Origin of the sequence: Pseudomonas sp. HB05 (assembly GCF_016756915.1) — a bacterium.
Taxonomy (GTDB): domain Bacteria; phylum Pseudomonadota; class Gammaproteobacteria; order Pseudomonadales; family Pseudomonadaceae; genus Aquipseudomonas; species Aquipseudomonas alvandae.
In genome coordinates, this window is the sequence record NZ_JAESPG010000018.1 from 20,514 (window position 1) to 36,721 (window position 16,208).

Genomic DNA, 16,208 nt, shown 5'->3' on the forward strand with positions numbered 1-16,208 from the left:
CACCGCACATTATTTGCCGCTGTACAGATTCAGATCGCCAAAGTGTTTTTTCTGGATTTCGGCGTACTTGCCGTCGTCGTGTAACGCTTTGATACCTTTATCCAAAAGTGCCTTCAGCTCTTTGTTACCTTTCTTGATACCGATAGCGGTCTTGGATGGCAGCAGTTCGCTGTCCACCGGCTTGCTGACTTCATAGCCTTCGCCTTTTGGCGATTTCAGGAAGCCCAGTTCGGCCTGGAGCATGTCCTGGATCGCGGCGTCGAGGCGGCCGGAGGTCAGGTCGGCGTAGACCTGGTCCTGGTTCTGGTAGGCCTGGGTCTTGACGCCGGCCTTGTCCAGCACGGCCTTGGCGTAGGCTTCCTGGATGGTGCCTTGCTCGTAGCCGACGGTCTTGCCCTTGAGCGAGGCAACATCTTCGCTCAGGCCCGAACCTTTCTTGAATACATAAGCCGTTGGGCCGGAGAACAGCTCGCTGGAGAAGTCGATGGCTTTTTCGCGGGCTGGGGTCACCGTCATGGACGAGATCACGCCGTCGAATTTATTGGCCTTGAGGCCCGGGATCATGCCGTCGAAATCGCTTTCGACCCATTTGCATTTGACCTTCAGTTCTTCGCAGATCGCGTTGCCCAGGTCGATGTCGAAACCGACCAGGCTGCCGTCGGCGGCCTTGGATTCGAACGGGGCGTAGGACGGGTCGACACCAAAACGCAGTTCCTTGTATTCCTTGGCCGTGGCAGCGCCAGCAGCCATGCACAATGCCAGTGCAGAAAGGGTCAGCAGTGCTTTTTTCATTATCGAGTCCCTAAAACCAATTTGAGCGCTTGTGGCGCGTTGGATTGTTACCGGTGAAGGTCTGAACGGTATGACGGCATAAAGGTAGCAATTTCCGAACCATAGTGCCGAACAAGTGTTTTAAAAGCACTGGCGGCGGGTGACGGAACGCGATGGTGCGCGAGGGGGAGCGTACATCAAAAAGCGCACCGGGATGGAGCGTGCTGTTCGTTGGCTCTGCGCTTTTGTGGCGAAGGAGCTTGCTCCCGCTGGAGGCGCAGCCTCCCCACGCGGTGTGGCATACAGAACCAGAGGGCCGCTTCGCGCTGGAGCGCCAGCCCGGCCCAGCGGGAGCAAGCTCCCTCGCCACAAAGGGAGCGGTGTTATTTCAGCAGGTCCTGAAGTGTTGCCAGGGTATCGGCCTCTTCGACGGTTTTATCCTGGCGCCAACGCAACATCCGTGGAAAGCGCACCGCGATCCCGCTCTTGTGGCGCTTGGACAAGGCGATGCCTTCGAAGCCCAATTCGAACACCAGGGTCGGCGTGACGCTGCTAACCGGGCCGAATTTTTCTACCGTGGTCTTGCGCACGATGCTGTCGACCTGGCGCATTTCCGCATCGGTCAGCCCTGAATAGGCCTTGGCGAACGGCACCAGGGTGCGCTCACGACTGCCCGGCGGGTTGTCCCACACGGCGAAGGTGTAGTCGCTGTACAGGCTGGCGCGTCGGCCATGGCCGCGTTGGGCATAGATCAATACCGCATCGACGCTGAACGGGTCGATTTTCCACTTCCACCACACCCCCATGTCTTTGGTCCGGCCCACCCCATACAGGGCGTTACGGGCCTTGAGCATCATGCCTTCGACGCCCAGGCTACGGGAGGCTTCGCGCTGGTGGGCGAGGTCGAGCCAGTCCCGGCCGGTCACGACGGGCGACGGCAACAACACCGGGCTGTGGCAGCGGGCGACCAGGGTTTCCAACTGCTCGCGGCGCTCGGCCTGGGGCCGGCTGCGCCAGTCCTCGCCTTGCCATTCCAGCAGGTCGTAGGCCATCACCACCACGGGGGCGTCTTCAAGGATTTTCTTGCCCAGGGTCTTGCGACCGATACGTTGCTGCAACAAGGCGAAGGGCTGCACCGCCGGTTGTAGCGGCGCCTCCGGGTCGAAGGCGTCCTCGGTGACTGATTGCGGGGCTTTCCAGACCACGATTTCGCCATCGATCACCGTACCGTCGGGCAACGCCTGGGCCAGGGGATGCAATTCCGGAAAGCGTTCAGTCACCAAGTCCTCGCCTCGCGACCACACCCACAAATGTCCGTCGCGCTTGATCACCTGGGCGCGGATCCCGTCCCATTTCCATTCCACCTGCCAATCACTGGCCGGCCCCAGCAGTGAGTCGAATTGATCCACTGGCGCAGACAACGCATGGGCCAGGAAGAACGGATAAGGCTGGCCGCCGCGCTGGGCATGTTCGTCAGCGGATTCGATAGCGATCAGCTTGAGATAGCTGGCCGCTGTCGGTCGATGGGACAAATCGGTGTAGCCCACCAGCCGCTGAGCCACCCGTTTGCTGTCCAGGCCGGCCATGGCGGCGAGCGCCCGGGTCACCAACAGCTTGGACACGCCGACGCGGAAACTGCCGGTGATGAGTTTGATGCACAGCATCAGGCTTGGTCGGTCGAGCTGCGACCATAGCACCGGCAGTCGTTCGGCCAGTACTTCAGGCGACTCGCCGCGTAACGGCAGCAGCTTTTCTTCGATCCACCGCGCCAGGCCTTCGTCGGAACTGTGGGGCGACTCCGGCAACACCAGCGAGATGGTTTCGGCCAGGTCGCCCACGGCCTGGTAACTTTCCTCGAACAGCCACAACGACAAGCCGGACACCTGGACCGCCACCTCCCGAAGGATTTTCACTGGCACCAATTGCCGTGGCCGGCCGCCGGACAGGAAATACACCGCCCAGGCGGCGTCCTCGGCTGGCGCCTTGGCGAAATAATTCTGCATGGCGGCCAGCTTGGCGTTGCTGGAAGTGGTGGCGTCCAGTTCGGCGTACAGCTCGGCAAAGGCTTTCATGAAGCCTCCTCACCTGTGCCGACCGCCGAGGCGGCGTCTTCTTCATCGTCGCCGTACTCCGTGGTGAAGCCTTGGGCGTCGAGGCCTTGCTCGCGCAGGTGGCGCACCAGCACGGCAACCGACCCATGGGTCACCATGACCCGCTCCGCACCGGTCTGTTCAATCGCCCAGAGCAGGCCTGGCCAGTCGGCGTGGTCGGACAATACGAAGCCCCGGTCCACGCCACGGCGCCGACGCGTACCGCGCAAGCGCATCCAGCCGCTGGCAAACGCATCGCTGTAATCGCCGAACCGACGCATCCAGGTGCTGCCGCCGGCGGAGGGCGGGGCGATGACCAGGGCCTGGCCCATGATCGGATCGTTCTTTTTGACGTCGCCGGCGTAGAGCGTTGGCGGCAAATGCACCCCGGCTTCGCGATAGACCCGGTTCAGCGGCTCCACCGCACCGTGGGCGAGGATCGGCCCGAGGCTTGCGTCGATGCCATGGAGAATTCGCTGGGCCTTGCCGAAGGAATAGCAGAGCAACACGCTGGCCCGGCCAGCGGCAATGTTTTCGCGCCACCACTGGTTGATCTCATCGAAGACCTGTGCCTGGGGTTGCCAGCGATAGATCGGCAGGCCGAAGGTGGATTCGGTAATGAACGTATGACATTTCACTGGTTCGAACGGCGCACAGGTGCCGTCGGGCTCGACCTTGTAGTCGCCGGACGCCACCCACACTTCGCCTTGATACTCCAGCCGCACCTGGGCTGAGCCCAGCACATGGCCAGCAGGATAAAAGCTCAAGGTGACGCCGTGATGTTGCAGGCGCTCGCCGTAGGGCAGGATTTGCAGATTGATGTCCTGGCCCAGTCGGGAGCGCAGGATGCCTTCGCCGGGTGCCGCTGCCAGGTAGTGCTGGTTGCCGCCGCGCGCATGGTCACCGTGGGCGTGGGTAATGACCGAACGTTCCACTGGGCGCCAGGGATCGATGTAGAAATCTCCCGGCGGACAATACAGGCCTTCGGGGCGGGCAATGACAAGATCCATGCGGTTACCGGGGCGATGGGCTTGTCTGGTAGAGGTGGGGGCGAGGGGAGAAGTTCGATTGGGTTTCGGTGGGGATCAAGCGACAGCATGGGCAACTGTGGCGAGGGGATTCATCCCCGTTGGGCTGCGAAGCAGACCTCGAGACACCCAGCCCATTTTTGATACACCGAATGGTCTGGCTTTAGGGCTGCTCCGCAGCCCAACGGGGATAAATCCCCTCGCCACAATGGGAAATCTATTTACCGGGCACCAACGTCAACCGTGTCTTGCCATACGCCCGGTCGAAGTTCTGCGGCTGCAACGGCACGCTCTGGTATTGCCCCTTGATCCACGGATCAACACCGTTCAGATAGCTCGGGCTGGCCGGGTTGCCCGACTGGCCTGCGCCGCCCTGGAGCGTCAATGGCTCGGGTTGGCTGAAGTCAACGAGAAAACGCGTGGCCGGCGCCACGGTCGTGTTGAAGTCCTGGCCCCAGGCGAACGCGGCAGTGTTGAGCGTGGTGGCGTCACCACCCGCCGCCAGCGGCCCCCGTACGACCTGGCCGCTGGCATTTGTCCACTCATAACGATGCAGTTTGCCCCACTGCCAGGCGGTGTGATCGCTGCCCAACTGGCTGTCGCCGATGCTGATGGCCGCCGCGAGGCTACGGGCCAGGATCGCCGCCTTGTCTTCTTTCTGCGGCGTGCGGACGTCGTCCCAGAATGGGCTGTCCTCGCGACCGAGCAGATGATCGGCCTGCGCCGAGTAGGACAACTGGCCGTTGGCAACCAGCGCTTTCCACGCCGGGCTGCTTTCCGGACCCAATTCGTCGAGGAAAACCTGCTTCATGCTTTCTTGCAGGAACAGCTCATAGATCGCCGCGTCGGTGGAAACCGGACTGAGCCTGCCGTCGAACGCCATCAGCCGGGTATAGGCCTCGCGAGCCTTGGCCCGGTCCGCCACCGGCAGGGCTTCGATCGCCTGTTTCAGCGGCTGGGCCATGCCCGGGGCTTCGAAGGTTTTCTTGAGTTTGGCCGCGAAGGTCGTGGTCTGGTCATATTGCATGGCGCTCAGGCTGCGAACGTCGTGCTTGCCCGCACCGGCCAGTTCGGCGAGGCGCTCGCCACGCTCCGGCGTCGCCCAGGAATTGGACAACTGCATGCCGTAGCCGTGAGGGATGACGCGCTGGTTGGCGGTGCCAAGCCACCCCTGGGCTGGATCCTGGTCGTACGGGTGCAGCATCGGGTCGGCATAGCCGTCCCAATCATAGCGCCCGTCCCAGCCCGGCGACGGCAGCAGGCCCTCGCCTTCGCGACGGTTCGGATAACGGCCGGTGACTTGCCAGCCAATGTTGCGCGCGTCGGCAAACACCATGTTCACCGCCAGCGCGCGGATTTCCCGGCTGGCATCCGAGGCTTTCTCGACGTTTTTCGAGCGCGACAGATCAAAGAGCGCGTCCAGGGTCTTGTCGTCGGTGAAACTCGGCAGTTGCAAGGCCAGCCCCAGGCTGTTGGCCATGGCCGGACCCTGGGCACTGTTGAGCAGGGACCCGTGGCGGGTTTCATAGACGGCTTCGCGAATAGACCGTTGGCCCTTGATGAAATAGGTTTCGTTGCGCACGGCTACCGGCTGCCATTTGCCATTGACTTCGTAGGACAGGCCGTTACCTTGGCGTCGGATTTTTTCCAGGAACAGATCCTGGTTGTCACCAAGAACGCTGCTCATGCTCCACGCCACGTTACCGTTGAAACCCGCCAGGATGAGCGGAATACCTGCTATGGATAGCCCGGCCGCCTGATACTTGGGCGCGCGGATCTGCACCGGGCTCCAGAGCGACGGCACGCCCAGCGGACCATGACTGTCACTGGCCAACAGGCTTTTGCCATTGCGACTGCGTTGTGGGGCGATGGCCCAGTTGCTTGAAAACGCTGAGCCCATCAGATTCAGATCGGCCAACTGGGCGCCAGCCTTGCTGATTTCAGCCAGGCCTGGAACCTGGCCGTTGAGCCGGACACCTTGAAGCTTCTCGCCTTCCGCCTGCGGCAAGGGTTCATCCGGGTAGGACGGGCTCAGCCAGGCCAGTTTGTCGTTGGTCACGCCCTGGGCCAGCACCAAGGTCGAGATTTCTTCCGGCAAGTTGGCCGATTGGCTGAAATTCAGCAGGCAGAACAGCAGCGCCGAGTCTTCCGGTTTCCAGTATTCAGGCTTGTAGCCAGTGGCAGCCAGGTCCGAGGGCAGCTTGTCGCGATAGCGGAACAGGTAGGCGTTGACGCCCCGCGCATAGACTTCAAAGAAACGCTTGATGCGTGGCGATGATGCCTTGTACAGCTCGTCGGCACTTTTCTTCAGGTTCACCGCACGCATGTAGCGGTCGATATCCAACCGTTCGGCACCGGACATTTCCGCCAATCGGCCCTGGGCAAGCAGGCGCAGGGTGGCCATTTGCGTGATCCGGTCGCTGGCATGGACATAGCCGAGGGCGAACAGGGCGTCGTGGAAGCTGTTGCTCTCGATCAGCGGCATGCCCGTGGCGTTGCGCCGAACCGAGACATTTTGCGCCAGCCCCTTGAGCGGTTGTACGCCGGTGGTGGGCGGGACAGTGTCCTGGGTATTCCAGGCCTGGCAACCGCTCAAGCCGAGCACGCTGGCCACTGCTGCGGCAACGCCGAGCTTGGGGATGAAGGAAATCGAGGCTGGCGAGGCCATGGCAAAGCTCCTGCGGGAGGGGGTGGCACAATAAAGGCGCTACGTTAGTGAGCAGGAGGAGGGCGCGCAAGCCGGTGGTGGGGTTATTTGTTGATTTGGCGATGAAAGCCCGGAATGGCCTGTGACTTCACGGGACGATTGATGACTTGCTTGTATGAAAAGGTGATGTTCAAGTGTTGGAAAACCCAACGATTGAGCATGAGAAAACCGGCATGGAGCTAAGAGAAAACGCAGCGCTTGTCCTCATTGACCAACAAAAAGGCATCCTCCACCCCAAGCTCGGCCCTCGCAACAATCCCGAAGCGGAGTTGCGTATGTTGGAATTGCTTGCCCGCTGGCGAGATTCGGCGCGGCCAGTCGTCCACGTCCATCACCTTTCCAGCTCCGAGGATTCGGTTTTCTGGCCTGGGCAATCTGGCGTGGAGGTCCAGGAGCGGTTCGAGCCGATAGCTGGGGAGCGATTGATTCAGAAGCAAGTGCCGGATTCCTTTTGCGGCACGACCCTGGAGGCAGATTTGCGCGGTGCCGGAATCGGACAGTTAGTGATCGTTGGCGTGGCGACGAACAACTCGGTGGAGTCCACCGCTCGCACGGCGGGCAATCTGGGATTCGACACCTGGGTGGCCGAAGATGCCTGTTTCACTTTCGACAAGGCCGATTACTTTGGCATTGCCCGTTCGGCTGCCGAGGTGCACGCAATGTCATTGGCGAATCTGCACGGGGAATACGCGACGGTGGTAAGTGTGGAGCGGATCTTGCGGGCGGGCTGAAACGTGGGTATTGGATGTTCCGGCCTCATCGCGAGCAAGCTCGCTCCCAGTGGTTCTGTGACGTTCACAAATCCCTGTGGGAGCGAGCTTGCTCGCGATGGCGGTCTGACAGACTAAAAATCTTCAGTTCGGAGCATCAAGCCCCGTGGCACTTCTTGAATTTCTTGCCATTGCCACATGGGCAAGGGTCGTTGCGGCCGACGTCCTTCAGGGCGTTGCGCACGGGTTCCTGGTGGGCGTGGCCGCAGTTCGGGCCGTGGACGTGGCCATGGTCGTGATGGTGGTCATGGTCGTGATCGTGATTGCAATCAGGGCCGTGGACGTGGGGTTGTTGGGTCATCGGGGTTACTCCGCAATAAAATCGGCGGCGATTATCACGCCATTGCGCTCCAGGTGCACGTAGTCGGCGATGAATAAACCGGTTTCCAGCTCCCCCTCCAGGCGATAGGGGATCTGTTGTCGTGGTTTTTCCAACAATTTCACCACTTCCCGGACTTGCGGCCACAGGTTGGTACGGATCGGCACCTTGAAATAGGCGCTGTGCCGCGGAGTCACGGTGAACCAATGCTCATGCTCTCCTTCGGTCAGCAAGAGATCGCCCAGGTGGATCCGATAAGTCAGGCCGCGCACGGTGAGGTCGCTGTCGCCGGGATTGTCGACGCGAAAGTGCAGCATGAACTTCTGCTCCAGCAGTCGTGCCCGCACCACCTCGACCTTGACCAGATGCACTTGCGGTTCAGGCGCCTCCTCACCTCGCCAGGACGCGCAACCGCCGAGCCCGACGAACAACAGCAGGCAAGTGATGCGGAGCAAGCGTGATGTCTGGGTCATGTCCGTACCTCGGGTTTATCCCCAGTCTAGTCCCCCTGGCCTGAGGATGAGCGTCGGACGTTTCCGAAATCAGCGATTGAAATAGCCGGCGCAGCACTTCTTGAATTTATGCCCGCTGCCGCACGGGCAACTGTCGTTGCGGCCAGTCTTGACCGGCACGGTGGGGTCGATGAAGTACCATCGCCCGCCGTTCTGCACGAACGAAGACTGCTCCCGATGGCTGTGCTCGCCCTGGCTGTCGTGCCAGCGAGCGGTAAACGTGACGAAGGCATGTTCGGGTTGACCACCGAATACCTCGCTGCTTTCCACTTCCAGCCCCAGCCAGGTGCTGCTGGCACTCCATTCGCCGATAGCTTGGCGATCGAGGCCATCCTGCTGGGCCGGGAGCGTGGTGCCGACAAGGTAATCCACCAGGCCCAACACATAGGCGCTGTAGCGCGAGCGCATCAAGGCTTCGGCACAAGGCGCCGGATGACCGTCGTGGTAATGGCCACAGCAGGCGTCCAGCGTGTTGCCGCTGCCGCAGGGGCAAATGGTTGTGTGCAGGCTTGTATCCACAGCTACCACCAGTATTTTCCAAAATTTTCAGGGTTGGCCCAAAAGCGTGAGTTGAGCCAGTCGGGCACCTGTTTGTATTCAAGCAGATCGTAGGTGAACAGGGTCAGCACTTGGTCCTCGCGCTGAAAGCGCTCGCTGGCCTGCAGGGCCAGGGAAAAAAAATCCGTCTCTTGCCAGCCACAGGCGTTGAGATCTGCCAGCACCGCGATCCGGCTGGCGTTGAGATTGCGAATGCCGCCCAGCAGGTTCAGACCGTCGCGCTTGGGCAAATGCTCCAGACAATCGAGCGCCAAGGCCAGGTCAAAACGCTGCGCCGCCACGTCCGCCGGCAATGCGCCGGGGCCGGCGTGGACCACTTCGGTTGTGGGATGGGCCTGCTGGAACGCCTCCAGGGCAGGAAAACTGCTGGCGCCGATCAACAACAGCCTTTGCGGGGCGTAACGGTCAAGCACGGAGGCCAGTGCTTGCTGGGGCGTGCGCGAAGAGATGGCTACGGTCATCGAAGTTCCTCAATCAGAACCGCCACGATAGCGTGCGCTGGGATCACGGCCTAGAGCGGTTGTCATTAAAACTCATCGAAGCGCCGCAAACACGGACCCAAACCGGATATGGCCGGTTGCTGGCGCAGATCGGCAGTCGGGTCTTTACTCCCCTGAATCGGCGCAAAAGCCGATCCTTCAAGGAGAAAACCCGATGAGCATAGTTCGGACAGCGTTACCCCTGGTGCTGCTAACCAGTGTGTTGACTGGTTGCGCAGGTTTGCAGAAAACCGACTGGCCGACCTGTGCGGCCGTCGGGGGGGCAATTGGTGCGGGATTAGGCGCCATAGAAAGCACTTCGTGGGCTGGCGGCGGCGCTTTGTACGTAGGCGGCATGGCGGCGGCTTATTGCTGGGTGCATGGCGACGGCGACGAGGACGGCGATGGTGTCCCGGACAGCCGCGACAAGTGTCCAGGCACGCCGAAGGGCGTGCAAGTCGATGCCGACGGCTGCCCACCGCCCGCTCCGGCGCCAATGGCCGAGGAGCCTGTGGTGGTCAAGGAAGAAACCATCGTGGTTCGCGATGTGCACTTCGAATTCAACAAGGCCACGCTGACGCCGGCCGACAAGGACGTGCTCAGCACCATCGCGACCCGGTTGAAGCAGGAAAGCTCCACCGCGCAACTGCGCGTGACTGGCCACACCGACAGCGTTGGCAGCGATGCCTACAACCAGAAGCTGTCGGAAAAACGGGCCAATTCAGTGGTTCAATACCTGGTCGACAGCGGTGTGCCTCGCGCCAGTTTCGTCTCCGTGGCGGGCGCCGGGGAAAGCCAGCCGGTCGCGGATAACAAAACCGCCGATGGACGCGCGATGAACCGCCGTACCGAAATCAAGATAAACCGCTGAAACCCTTGTCATCCGCGGCTTGTACAGTCGCGGATGCGGGTCTTTACTCCTGTGTGACCGGTATGGGCCGGTGACACAGGAGCATTCATCATGAAGGTTCTCATCAGGGTTGCCTTACCGGTACTGCTGGCCAGCGGTCTGTTGTCCGGTTGCGCCACTCACAGCGACGGCAGCGCACCTCTCAACCAGCGCACCTGGCCGATCTGCAGTTTGATCGGTGGGCTGGTCGGCGGCGGGCTGGGCGCCATCGAAAGCAGCGGCTGGGCCGCTGGCGGCGCGGCGTTGGGTCTGCTCGGCGGCGGCTTGATCTGTTACGCCCAGGATGGCGATGAAGACGGCGACGGTGTATTCGATCGCCGCGACCGCTGTCCCGATACACCGGCCGACACGCCTGTCGAACACCATGGTTGCCCGCTGCCGCAATATCCGGCCAGCGCCCCACCGGTCGAACCGCAAGCGCCGGCCAGTGAAGTCATTACCCTTAATGACGCAGGCAAGGTGCTGTTTGATTTTGATAGATCCGATCTCACGGCGGCAGCGCGAAGTCAGCTCGATGGGCTGATGGGCAAGCTGAGCCATGCCAATGTCGCCAGCATCCGCGTGGTCGGCCATACCGACAGCGTCGGTACCGATGCCTATAACGAAGGGCTGTCCGAGCGTCGGGCCAGCAGCGTCGTGGAATATTTGCTGACCCAGGGCCTGGCTCCGGAAAAACTCACCAGCGAGGGCAAGGGCGAAAGCGAACCGGTGGCCGACAACGAGACCGAGGAAGGGCGCGCCCAGAACCGTCGCGTGGAGTTGCATATTCAGCGTTGAGTCCATGGATTGCGTTGACACAGCACCGCCGAGTCGTGATGTGAGCGACTCGGCGGACGCCGGTCGACGCCAGGATTAAATTTGTCTCGCCCTCTGGCTTATCCAGCGCGCAAGCCGTTAATGTGCGCCAAACAATAATGTCCGTCGGAGGGCCATATGAAGGTGTTTTGGGGGCTGGGGCGTTTACTGACGCTGCTGTTCTGGCTGGTGGTGCTGGTTAACCTGATCATGCCATTCGTCCATCCGCTGCATCTGTTGGTCAATTTCGCCGGTGCGTTTTTACTGGTTCTCCATGTGCTTGAACTGCTGTGGTTCAGGGCCAGCTTTCGTGGCCGTCCCGCCCCTGGTCGTGATCGCCTCCGAGTGTTGATGTTCGGCATCTTCCACCTGCAAACCCTTCCGACCGCGCCAGAGGCTTCCCATGCGTAAATTGTGTCTGCTTGCAGCATTTGTGTGCCCAATGGCGAGCGCTCAAGTGGTCCAGGTCGAAAGCAACTCATTGGTGCGCCTGCCCAACACCACCAGTTCGCTGACGCTGGAGCGCTTGGACGTCGCTGATTTCGGCACGTTGCTCGTGCCCTCGAACGTTACGGAACTGTCCGTCGGACAATTGCACCTGGGGCGCGAGGCGCGGATTGCGATCGTGCCGGCGCAACAGGCGTTGGAATTGAAAGTGGCCCAGGCCGAATTGGCCGAGGGAAGCCAGATCGCGGCTCGCGGCGCGCCGGGCACCTATACGAAGGCGGCGCGGCCGGGGCGCAATCTCAATTTGCGCTTCAATGCGTTGAACGCGCCCCTGCTGTCGGTGGACGCGCGGGGTGGAACGGGGGCGCCAGGTTACGTGGGCCTGGACGGCGCCAACGGACAGGCGCCAGGGTGCACCTGGGGGTCGGCTGGCCGCGGTGCCGACGGCAGCAATGGCGGTGATGGCCAGCCGGGCGCGGCCGGCGCGCTGGTTCGACTTGAGTTGCCCCGGGCCTACCCGGACGAGCAAATCAAGGTGACGGTGGACGGTGGCGCCGGTGGCCCGGCCGGTCACGGTGGCAAACCCGGCGCAGGCGGCAAGGCCAAGGGTTGCCTGGTCTATACCGCCGACGGCGGCAAGAGCGGCCGTCCTGGCGCCGATGGCCAGCCTGGGCCTGCCGGAGCGGAAGGCGCGGTGACGGTGCAGCGGTTCTAAAGAAACATCCTGATTCAGACCTGTGAAAGACCTGTGGGAGCGAGCTTGCTCGCGATAGCGTTGTTTAAGTCGATGAAGTATCCCCTGATACACCGTCATCGCGAGCAAGCTCGCTCCCACAGGGCTATATGTGATTTTCAGAACATTGGCCGCGCCGCGCCAATCGCCACCACCAGCAAGCCAATCAACAAATTGATCCCCACCAATCGCCGAATCTTCCCCAGTACCGCCGCACCCGTTGGCCAGTCCTGCGCCGTCACCGCGTTACGCAATGCGGGCAGTTGCAAGCCCTGGATACGAATGAACAGCGCCGTCATCACCACGTACAAGCCCATCATCACCTGGACATAACGTGGCGCGGTTTCGAAACCGGCGAAGCGCATGTGGATCAGGCCCACGCCGCTGATCGGCAGCAGCACCACGGCGATCCAGACCCAGACAAAAAAACGCTGAAACACTTCTACCCACAATTTCAGCCGGGCAGGGCCTTCAAGCGCCGTGATTGCGGCGGGACGCAGGACCATCCAGGCGAAAAACATGCCGCCGACCCAGACCAGGGCCGCCAGTAAATGCAGGGTGTAGACAAGGGCAAAGGGTGTCATTGGGTCACTCCGTTCTGCGCAGGATTCATTAGCGGGGTATGATAGCCGCCGATCCGAACCACTGAAAATTTATCCAGCGTTTTTTGCGCCCGACCATTCATGATCAGCACCGAACTCAAAACCACGATCCAGGGCGCCTATTCGCGTTTTCTCGAAGCCAAGAGCCTCAAACCGCGATATGGCCAGCGCCTGATGATTGCCGAAGTGGCAAAAGTCCTGGGTGACATCGACACCGACGACGAAGGCCGGCGCAGTGGCGAACCGGCCGTCGTGGCGGTGGAGGCCGGCACCGGTACTGGCAAGACCGTGGCCTACAGCCTGGCGGCCATTCCTACCGCCAAGGCTGCCGGCAAGCGCCTGGTCATCGCCACGGCCACTGTCGCCCTGCAGGAGCAGATCGTCTACAAGGACCTGCCTGACCTGATGCGCAACAGCGGGCTGAACTTCAGCTTCGCCCTGGCCAAGGGCCGCGGCCGATACATGTGCCTGTCCAAGCTCGACATGTTGCTCCAGGAAGGCCATGCGCAGACCGCTACGGCCCAGTTGTTCGAAGAAGAAGGCTTCAAGATCGAAGTTGATGAAGCCAGCCAGAAGCTGTTCACCAGCATGATCGAGAAACTCGCCGGCAATAAATGGGACGGCGACCGCGACAGTTGGTCTACGGCCCTGGAAGATGCCGACTGGTCCCGCCTGACCACCGACCATAGCCAGTGCACCAACCGCCATTGCCCGAACTTCGGCCAGTGCGCCTTCTACAAGGCCCGCGAAGGCATGGGCAAGGTCGACGTCATCGTCACCAACCACGACATGGTCCTGGCCGACCTGGCCCTTGGCGGCGGTGCGGTGCTGCCGGACCCGCGCGACACGATCTACGTGTTCGACGAAGGCCATCACCTGCCGGACAAGGCGATCGGGCATTTCGCCCATTACACCCGGCTGCGTTCCACCGCCGACTGGTTGGAAACCACCGCCAAGAACCTCACCAAACTGCTGGCCCAGCATCCGTTGCCGGGTGACCTGGGCAAGTTCATCGAGCAGGTGCCGGAGCTGGCGCGGGAGATCAAGACGAACCAGCAGTTCATGTTCACTGCCTGTGAACAGGTTGCGGACTTCAAGCCCGGCGAAGACGTCGAGGGCCGCGAGCGGCCACGGCATCGGTTTGTCGGCGGGGTGATCCCCGAGCATATGCGTGAAATGGGCATCGAACTCAAGAAAGGCTTTGCCCGCTTGACCGACCTGTTCACCCGCCTGACCGACCTGCTCAAGGAGGGCATGGATGGCGAGGTCAACATCGGGATCGCCAGCAACCAGGCCGAGGAGTGGTACCCGCTGTTTGGCAGCCTGCTGTCCCGCTCGCAGGGCAACTGGGAACTGTGGACGGCTTTCACCACGGAAGACCCGGAAGACAATCCGCCGATGGCGCGTTGGCTGACCCTGGCCGAAAGCGGTTCGCTGTTCGACATCGAGGTCAATGCCAGCCCGATCCTGGCGGCGGAGATGCTGCGTCGCAACCTGTGGAACGTGGCCTACGGCGCGCTGGTGACATCCGCTACGCTGACTGCCCTGGGCACGTTCGACCGCTTCCGCATGCGCGCCGGGCTGCCGAAAAAAGCCGTGACCGCTGTGGTCCCGAGTCCATTCCATCATGCCGATGCCGGTGTGTTGCGGGTACCTGACCTCAAGGCCGATCCACGGGACGCCGCCGCCCATACGGCCGCGATCATTCGCGACCTGCCAGAGTTGGTGGAGGGATCGCGAGGCACCCTGGTGCTGTTTTCCTCGCGCAAGCAGATGCAGGACGTCTTCGATGGGCTTGACCGTGATTGGCGCAAGCAAGTGTTCATCCAGGGCAACCTGTCGAAGCAGGAAACCTTGAACAAGCACAAGGCGCGGGTCGATGGCGGCGATTCCAGCGTACTGTTTGGCCTGGCCAGCTTCGCCGAAGGGGTGGATTTGCCCGGCGCCTACTGCGAACACGTGGTGATCGCCAAGATTCCTTTCTCGGTCCCGGACGACCCGGTGGAAGCCGCATTGGCCGAATGGATCGAAGCCCGGGGCGGCAATCCGTTCATGGAAATTTCCGTGCCGGACGCTTCGCTGAAACTGGTCCAGGCCTGCGGTCGCCTGCTGCGTACCGAGGAAGACCGCGGCACCATCACCTTGCTTGACCGCAGGCTGGTGACCCAACGCTACGGCAAGGCAATCCTCAATGCGCTGCCGCCGTTTCGGCGGGAGATTTCCTGAATCCCGTTGCCACAACCAGCCGTCTCGGGAAGGTTCACAAAAACACCAATGGCTGAAACAATGCCAGCCACCTGAAAAAGTCTTTGTTTCAATGGAGTTGCGGGTGCAAATTCAAGGTCATTACGAGCTTCAGTTCGAGTCGGTGCGTGAAGCATTCGCCGCGCTGTTCGACGATCCCCAGGAACGTGGCGCTGCGTTGTGCATCCAGGTGGGTGGCCGCACCGTTATCGACATCTGGGCCGGCACCGCCGACAAGGATGGCAGTGAAGCCTGGCACAGCGACACCATCGCCAACCTGTTCTCCTGCACCAAGACATTCACCGCCGTCACGGCCCTGCAGTTGGTGGCCGAGGGCAAGTTGCAGCTGGATGCCCCGGTCGCGCGCTATTGGCCTGAATTCGCCGCAGCCGGCAAACAATCCGTCACCCTGCGCCAGTTGCTCTGCCACCAGGCGGGTCTACCGGCGCTGAGAGAACTGCTGGCGCCAGAAGCACTTTATAACTGGCAGGTCATGGTCGATGCCCTGGCCGCTGAAGCACCTTGGTGGACGCCGGGCGAAGGCCACGGTTATGCCGCGATCACCTACGGCTGGTTGGTCGGCGAACTGCTGCGCAGGGCCGATGGGCGTGGCCCGGGGGAGTCCATCGTGGCGCGGGTCGCCAAACCCTTGGGCCTGGATTTTCACGTTGGCCTGGCCGACGAAGAGTTTCATCGCGTGGCGCATATCGCCCGGGGCAAAGGCAACGTCGGCGACGCAGCGGCCCAGCGCCTGTTGCAAGTGACGATGCGCGAGCCCACGGCGATGACCACCCGGGCCTTCACCAACCCGCCATCGATCATGACCAGCACCAACAAGCCCGAATGGCGCCGCATGCAGCAACCGGCAGCGAATGGCCATGGCAACGCCCGCAGTCTCGCGGGATTCTACGCCGGCCTGCTCGACGGCAGCCTGCTGGAAGGTGAAATGCTCGACGAGCTGACCCGCCAGCACAGCTTCGGCGAGGACAAGACTTTATTGACCCAGACCCGCTTCGGCCTGGGCTGCATGCTCGATCAACCGGATGTGCCAAACGCGACCTTTGGCCTGGGCCCGCGAGCGTTTGGTCACCCTGGGGCGGGAGGCTCCCTCGGTTTTGCCGACCCGGAACATGACGTCGCGTTCGGTTTCGTGACCAATACACTCGGGCCCTATGTCTTGATGGATCCCCGTGCGCAGAACCTTGCGAAGGTGCTTGCCACTTGTCTATAAAGCGCCACTGAA

The 16,208-nt window shown here is 61.8% G+C and carries 16 protein-coding genes; 7 read left to right on the plus strand and 9 right to left on the minus strand.

Annotation, left to right across the window (positions count from 1 at the left end):
- Positions 1-9: 9 nt before the first annotated feature.
- The 4 genes from JMN22_RS16625 to JMN22_RS16640 form a co-directional block, all read right to left on the minus strand.
- The gene (locus JMN22_RS16625; RefSeq protein WP_198797663.1) at positions 10-792 is read right to left on the minus strand and encodes a transporter substrate-binding domain-containing protein; all 783 of its coding nucleotides are present in this window, start codon (positions 790-792) and stop codon (positions 10-12) included.
- 362 nt (positions 793-1,154) lie between these two features.
- Positions 1,155-2,843 (minus strand): ATP-dependent DNA ligase, encoded by a 1,689-nt coding sequence (locus JMN22_RS16630; RefSeq protein ID WP_030139410.1) that lies wholly within the window; start codon positions 2,841-2,843, stop codon positions 1,155-1,157.
- On the minus strand, positions 2,840-3,871 hold the full coding sequence (locus tag JMN22_RS16635; protein WP_198797664.1) for a ligase-associated DNA damage response exonuclease: 1,032 nt from the start codon (positions 3,869-3,871) through the stop codon (positions 2,840-2,842). The genes JMN22_RS16630 and JMN22_RS16635 overlap by 4 nt, the downstream gene beginning before the upstream one ends.
- 235 nt (positions 3,872-4,106) lie before the next feature.
- Positions 4,107-6,557: a penicillin acylase family protein gene (locus tag JMN22_RS16640; protein WP_198797665.1), complete on the minus strand. Its 2,451-nt coding sequence runs from the start codon at positions 6,555-6,557 to the stop codon at positions 4,107-4,109.
- A 212-nt stretch (positions 6,558-6,769) separates the two neighbouring features.
- Here JMN22_RS16640 and JMN22_RS16645 point away from each other — a divergent pair, with 212 nt between their 5' ends.
- The gene (locus JMN22_RS16645; protein WP_198797699.1) at positions 6,770-7,327 is read left to right on the plus strand and encodes a cysteine hydrolase family protein; all 558 of its coding nucleotides are present in this window, start codon (positions 6,770-6,772) and stop codon (positions 7,325-7,327) included.
- A 136-nt stretch (positions 7,328-7,463) separates the two neighbouring features.
- Here JMN22_RS16645 and JMN22_RS16650 read toward each other — a convergent pair whose 3' ends face one another.
- The 4 genes from JMN22_RS16650 to JMN22_RS16665 form a co-directional block, all read right to left on the minus strand.
- Entirely contained in the window at positions 7,464-7,667 is a 204-nt protein-coding gene (locus JMN22_RS16650) for an SEC-C metal-binding domain-containing protein (RefSeq protein WP_030139406.1), read from the minus strand.
- A gap of 5 nt (positions 7,668-7,672) precedes the next feature.
- On the minus strand, positions 7,673-8,158 hold the full coding sequence (locus tag JMN22_RS16655) for an LEA type 2 family protein (protein ID WP_030139405.1): 486 nt from the start codon (positions 8,156-8,158) through the stop codon (positions 7,673-7,675).
- Positions 8,159-8,227: 69 nt separating this feature from the next.
- A complete protein-coding gene (locus tag JMN22_RS16660; protein ID WP_030139404.1) occupies positions 8,228-8,704 on the minus strand; it encodes a YchJ family protein in 477 nt (158 codons plus the stop codon).
- A 14-nt stretch (positions 8,705-8,718) separates the two neighbouring features.
- A complete protein-coding gene (locus tag JMN22_RS16665) occupies positions 8,719-9,216 on the minus strand; it encodes a DUF6231 family protein (protein WP_030139403.1) in 498 nt (165 codons plus the stop codon).
- A gap of 193 nt (positions 9,217-9,409) precedes the next feature.
- Between JMN22_RS16665 and JMN22_RS16670 the strand changes: the two genes are divergently transcribed.
- The 4 genes from JMN22_RS16670 (at position 9,410) to JMN22_RS16685 (ending at position 12,101) form a co-directional block, all read left to right on the plus strand.
- The gene (locus JMN22_RS16670; RefSeq protein ID WP_030139402.1) at positions 9,410-10,105 is read left to right on the plus strand and encodes an OmpA family protein; all 696 of its coding nucleotides are present in this window, start codon (positions 9,410-9,412) and stop codon (positions 10,103-10,105) included.
- 90 nt (positions 10,106-10,195) lie between these two features.
- Entirely contained in the window at positions 10,196-10,921 is a 726-nt protein-coding gene (locus JMN22_RS16675) for an OmpA family protein (protein ID WP_030139401.1), read from the plus strand.
- Positions 10,922-11,077: 156 nt separating this feature from the next.
- A complete protein-coding gene (locus JMN22_RS16680) occupies positions 11,078-11,350 on the plus strand; it encodes a DUF1145 domain-containing protein (protein WP_030139400.1) in 273 nt (90 codons plus the stop codon).
- A complete protein-coding gene (locus tag JMN22_RS16685) occupies positions 11,343-12,101 on the plus strand; it encodes a hypothetical protein (protein WP_030139399.1) in 759 nt (252 codons plus the stop codon). The genes JMN22_RS16680 and JMN22_RS16685 overlap by 8 nt, the downstream gene beginning before the upstream one ends.
- Before the next feature lie 137 nt (positions 12,102-12,238).
- On the opposite strand, the gene JMN22_RS16690 is transcribed toward JMN22_RS16685, so the two are convergent.
- Positions 12,239-12,703 (minus strand): CopD family protein, encoded by a 465-nt coding sequence (locus JMN22_RS16690; protein WP_030139398.1) that lies wholly within the window; start codon positions 12,701-12,703, stop codon positions 12,239-12,241.
- Between the two features lie 99 nt (positions 12,704-12,802).
- Here JMN22_RS16690 and dinG point away from each other — a divergent pair, with 99 nt between their 5' ends.
- Together dinG and JMN22_RS16700 are read left to right on the plus strand one after the other, a co-directional pair.
- Complete coding sequence (gene dinG / locus JMN22_RS16695; protein WP_030139397.1) at positions 12,803-14,947, plus strand: ATP-dependent DNA helicase DinG; 2,145 nt, start codon at positions 12,803-12,805, stop codon at positions 14,945-14,947.
- 103 nt (positions 14,948-15,050) lie between these two features.
- Positions 15,051-16,196, plus strand: a complete 1,146-nt coding sequence (locus JMN22_RS16700) for an EstA family serine hydrolase (protein WP_030139396.1) — start codon at positions 15,051-15,053, stop codon at positions 16,194-16,196.
- Positions 16,197-16,208 lie beyond the last annotated feature (12 nt).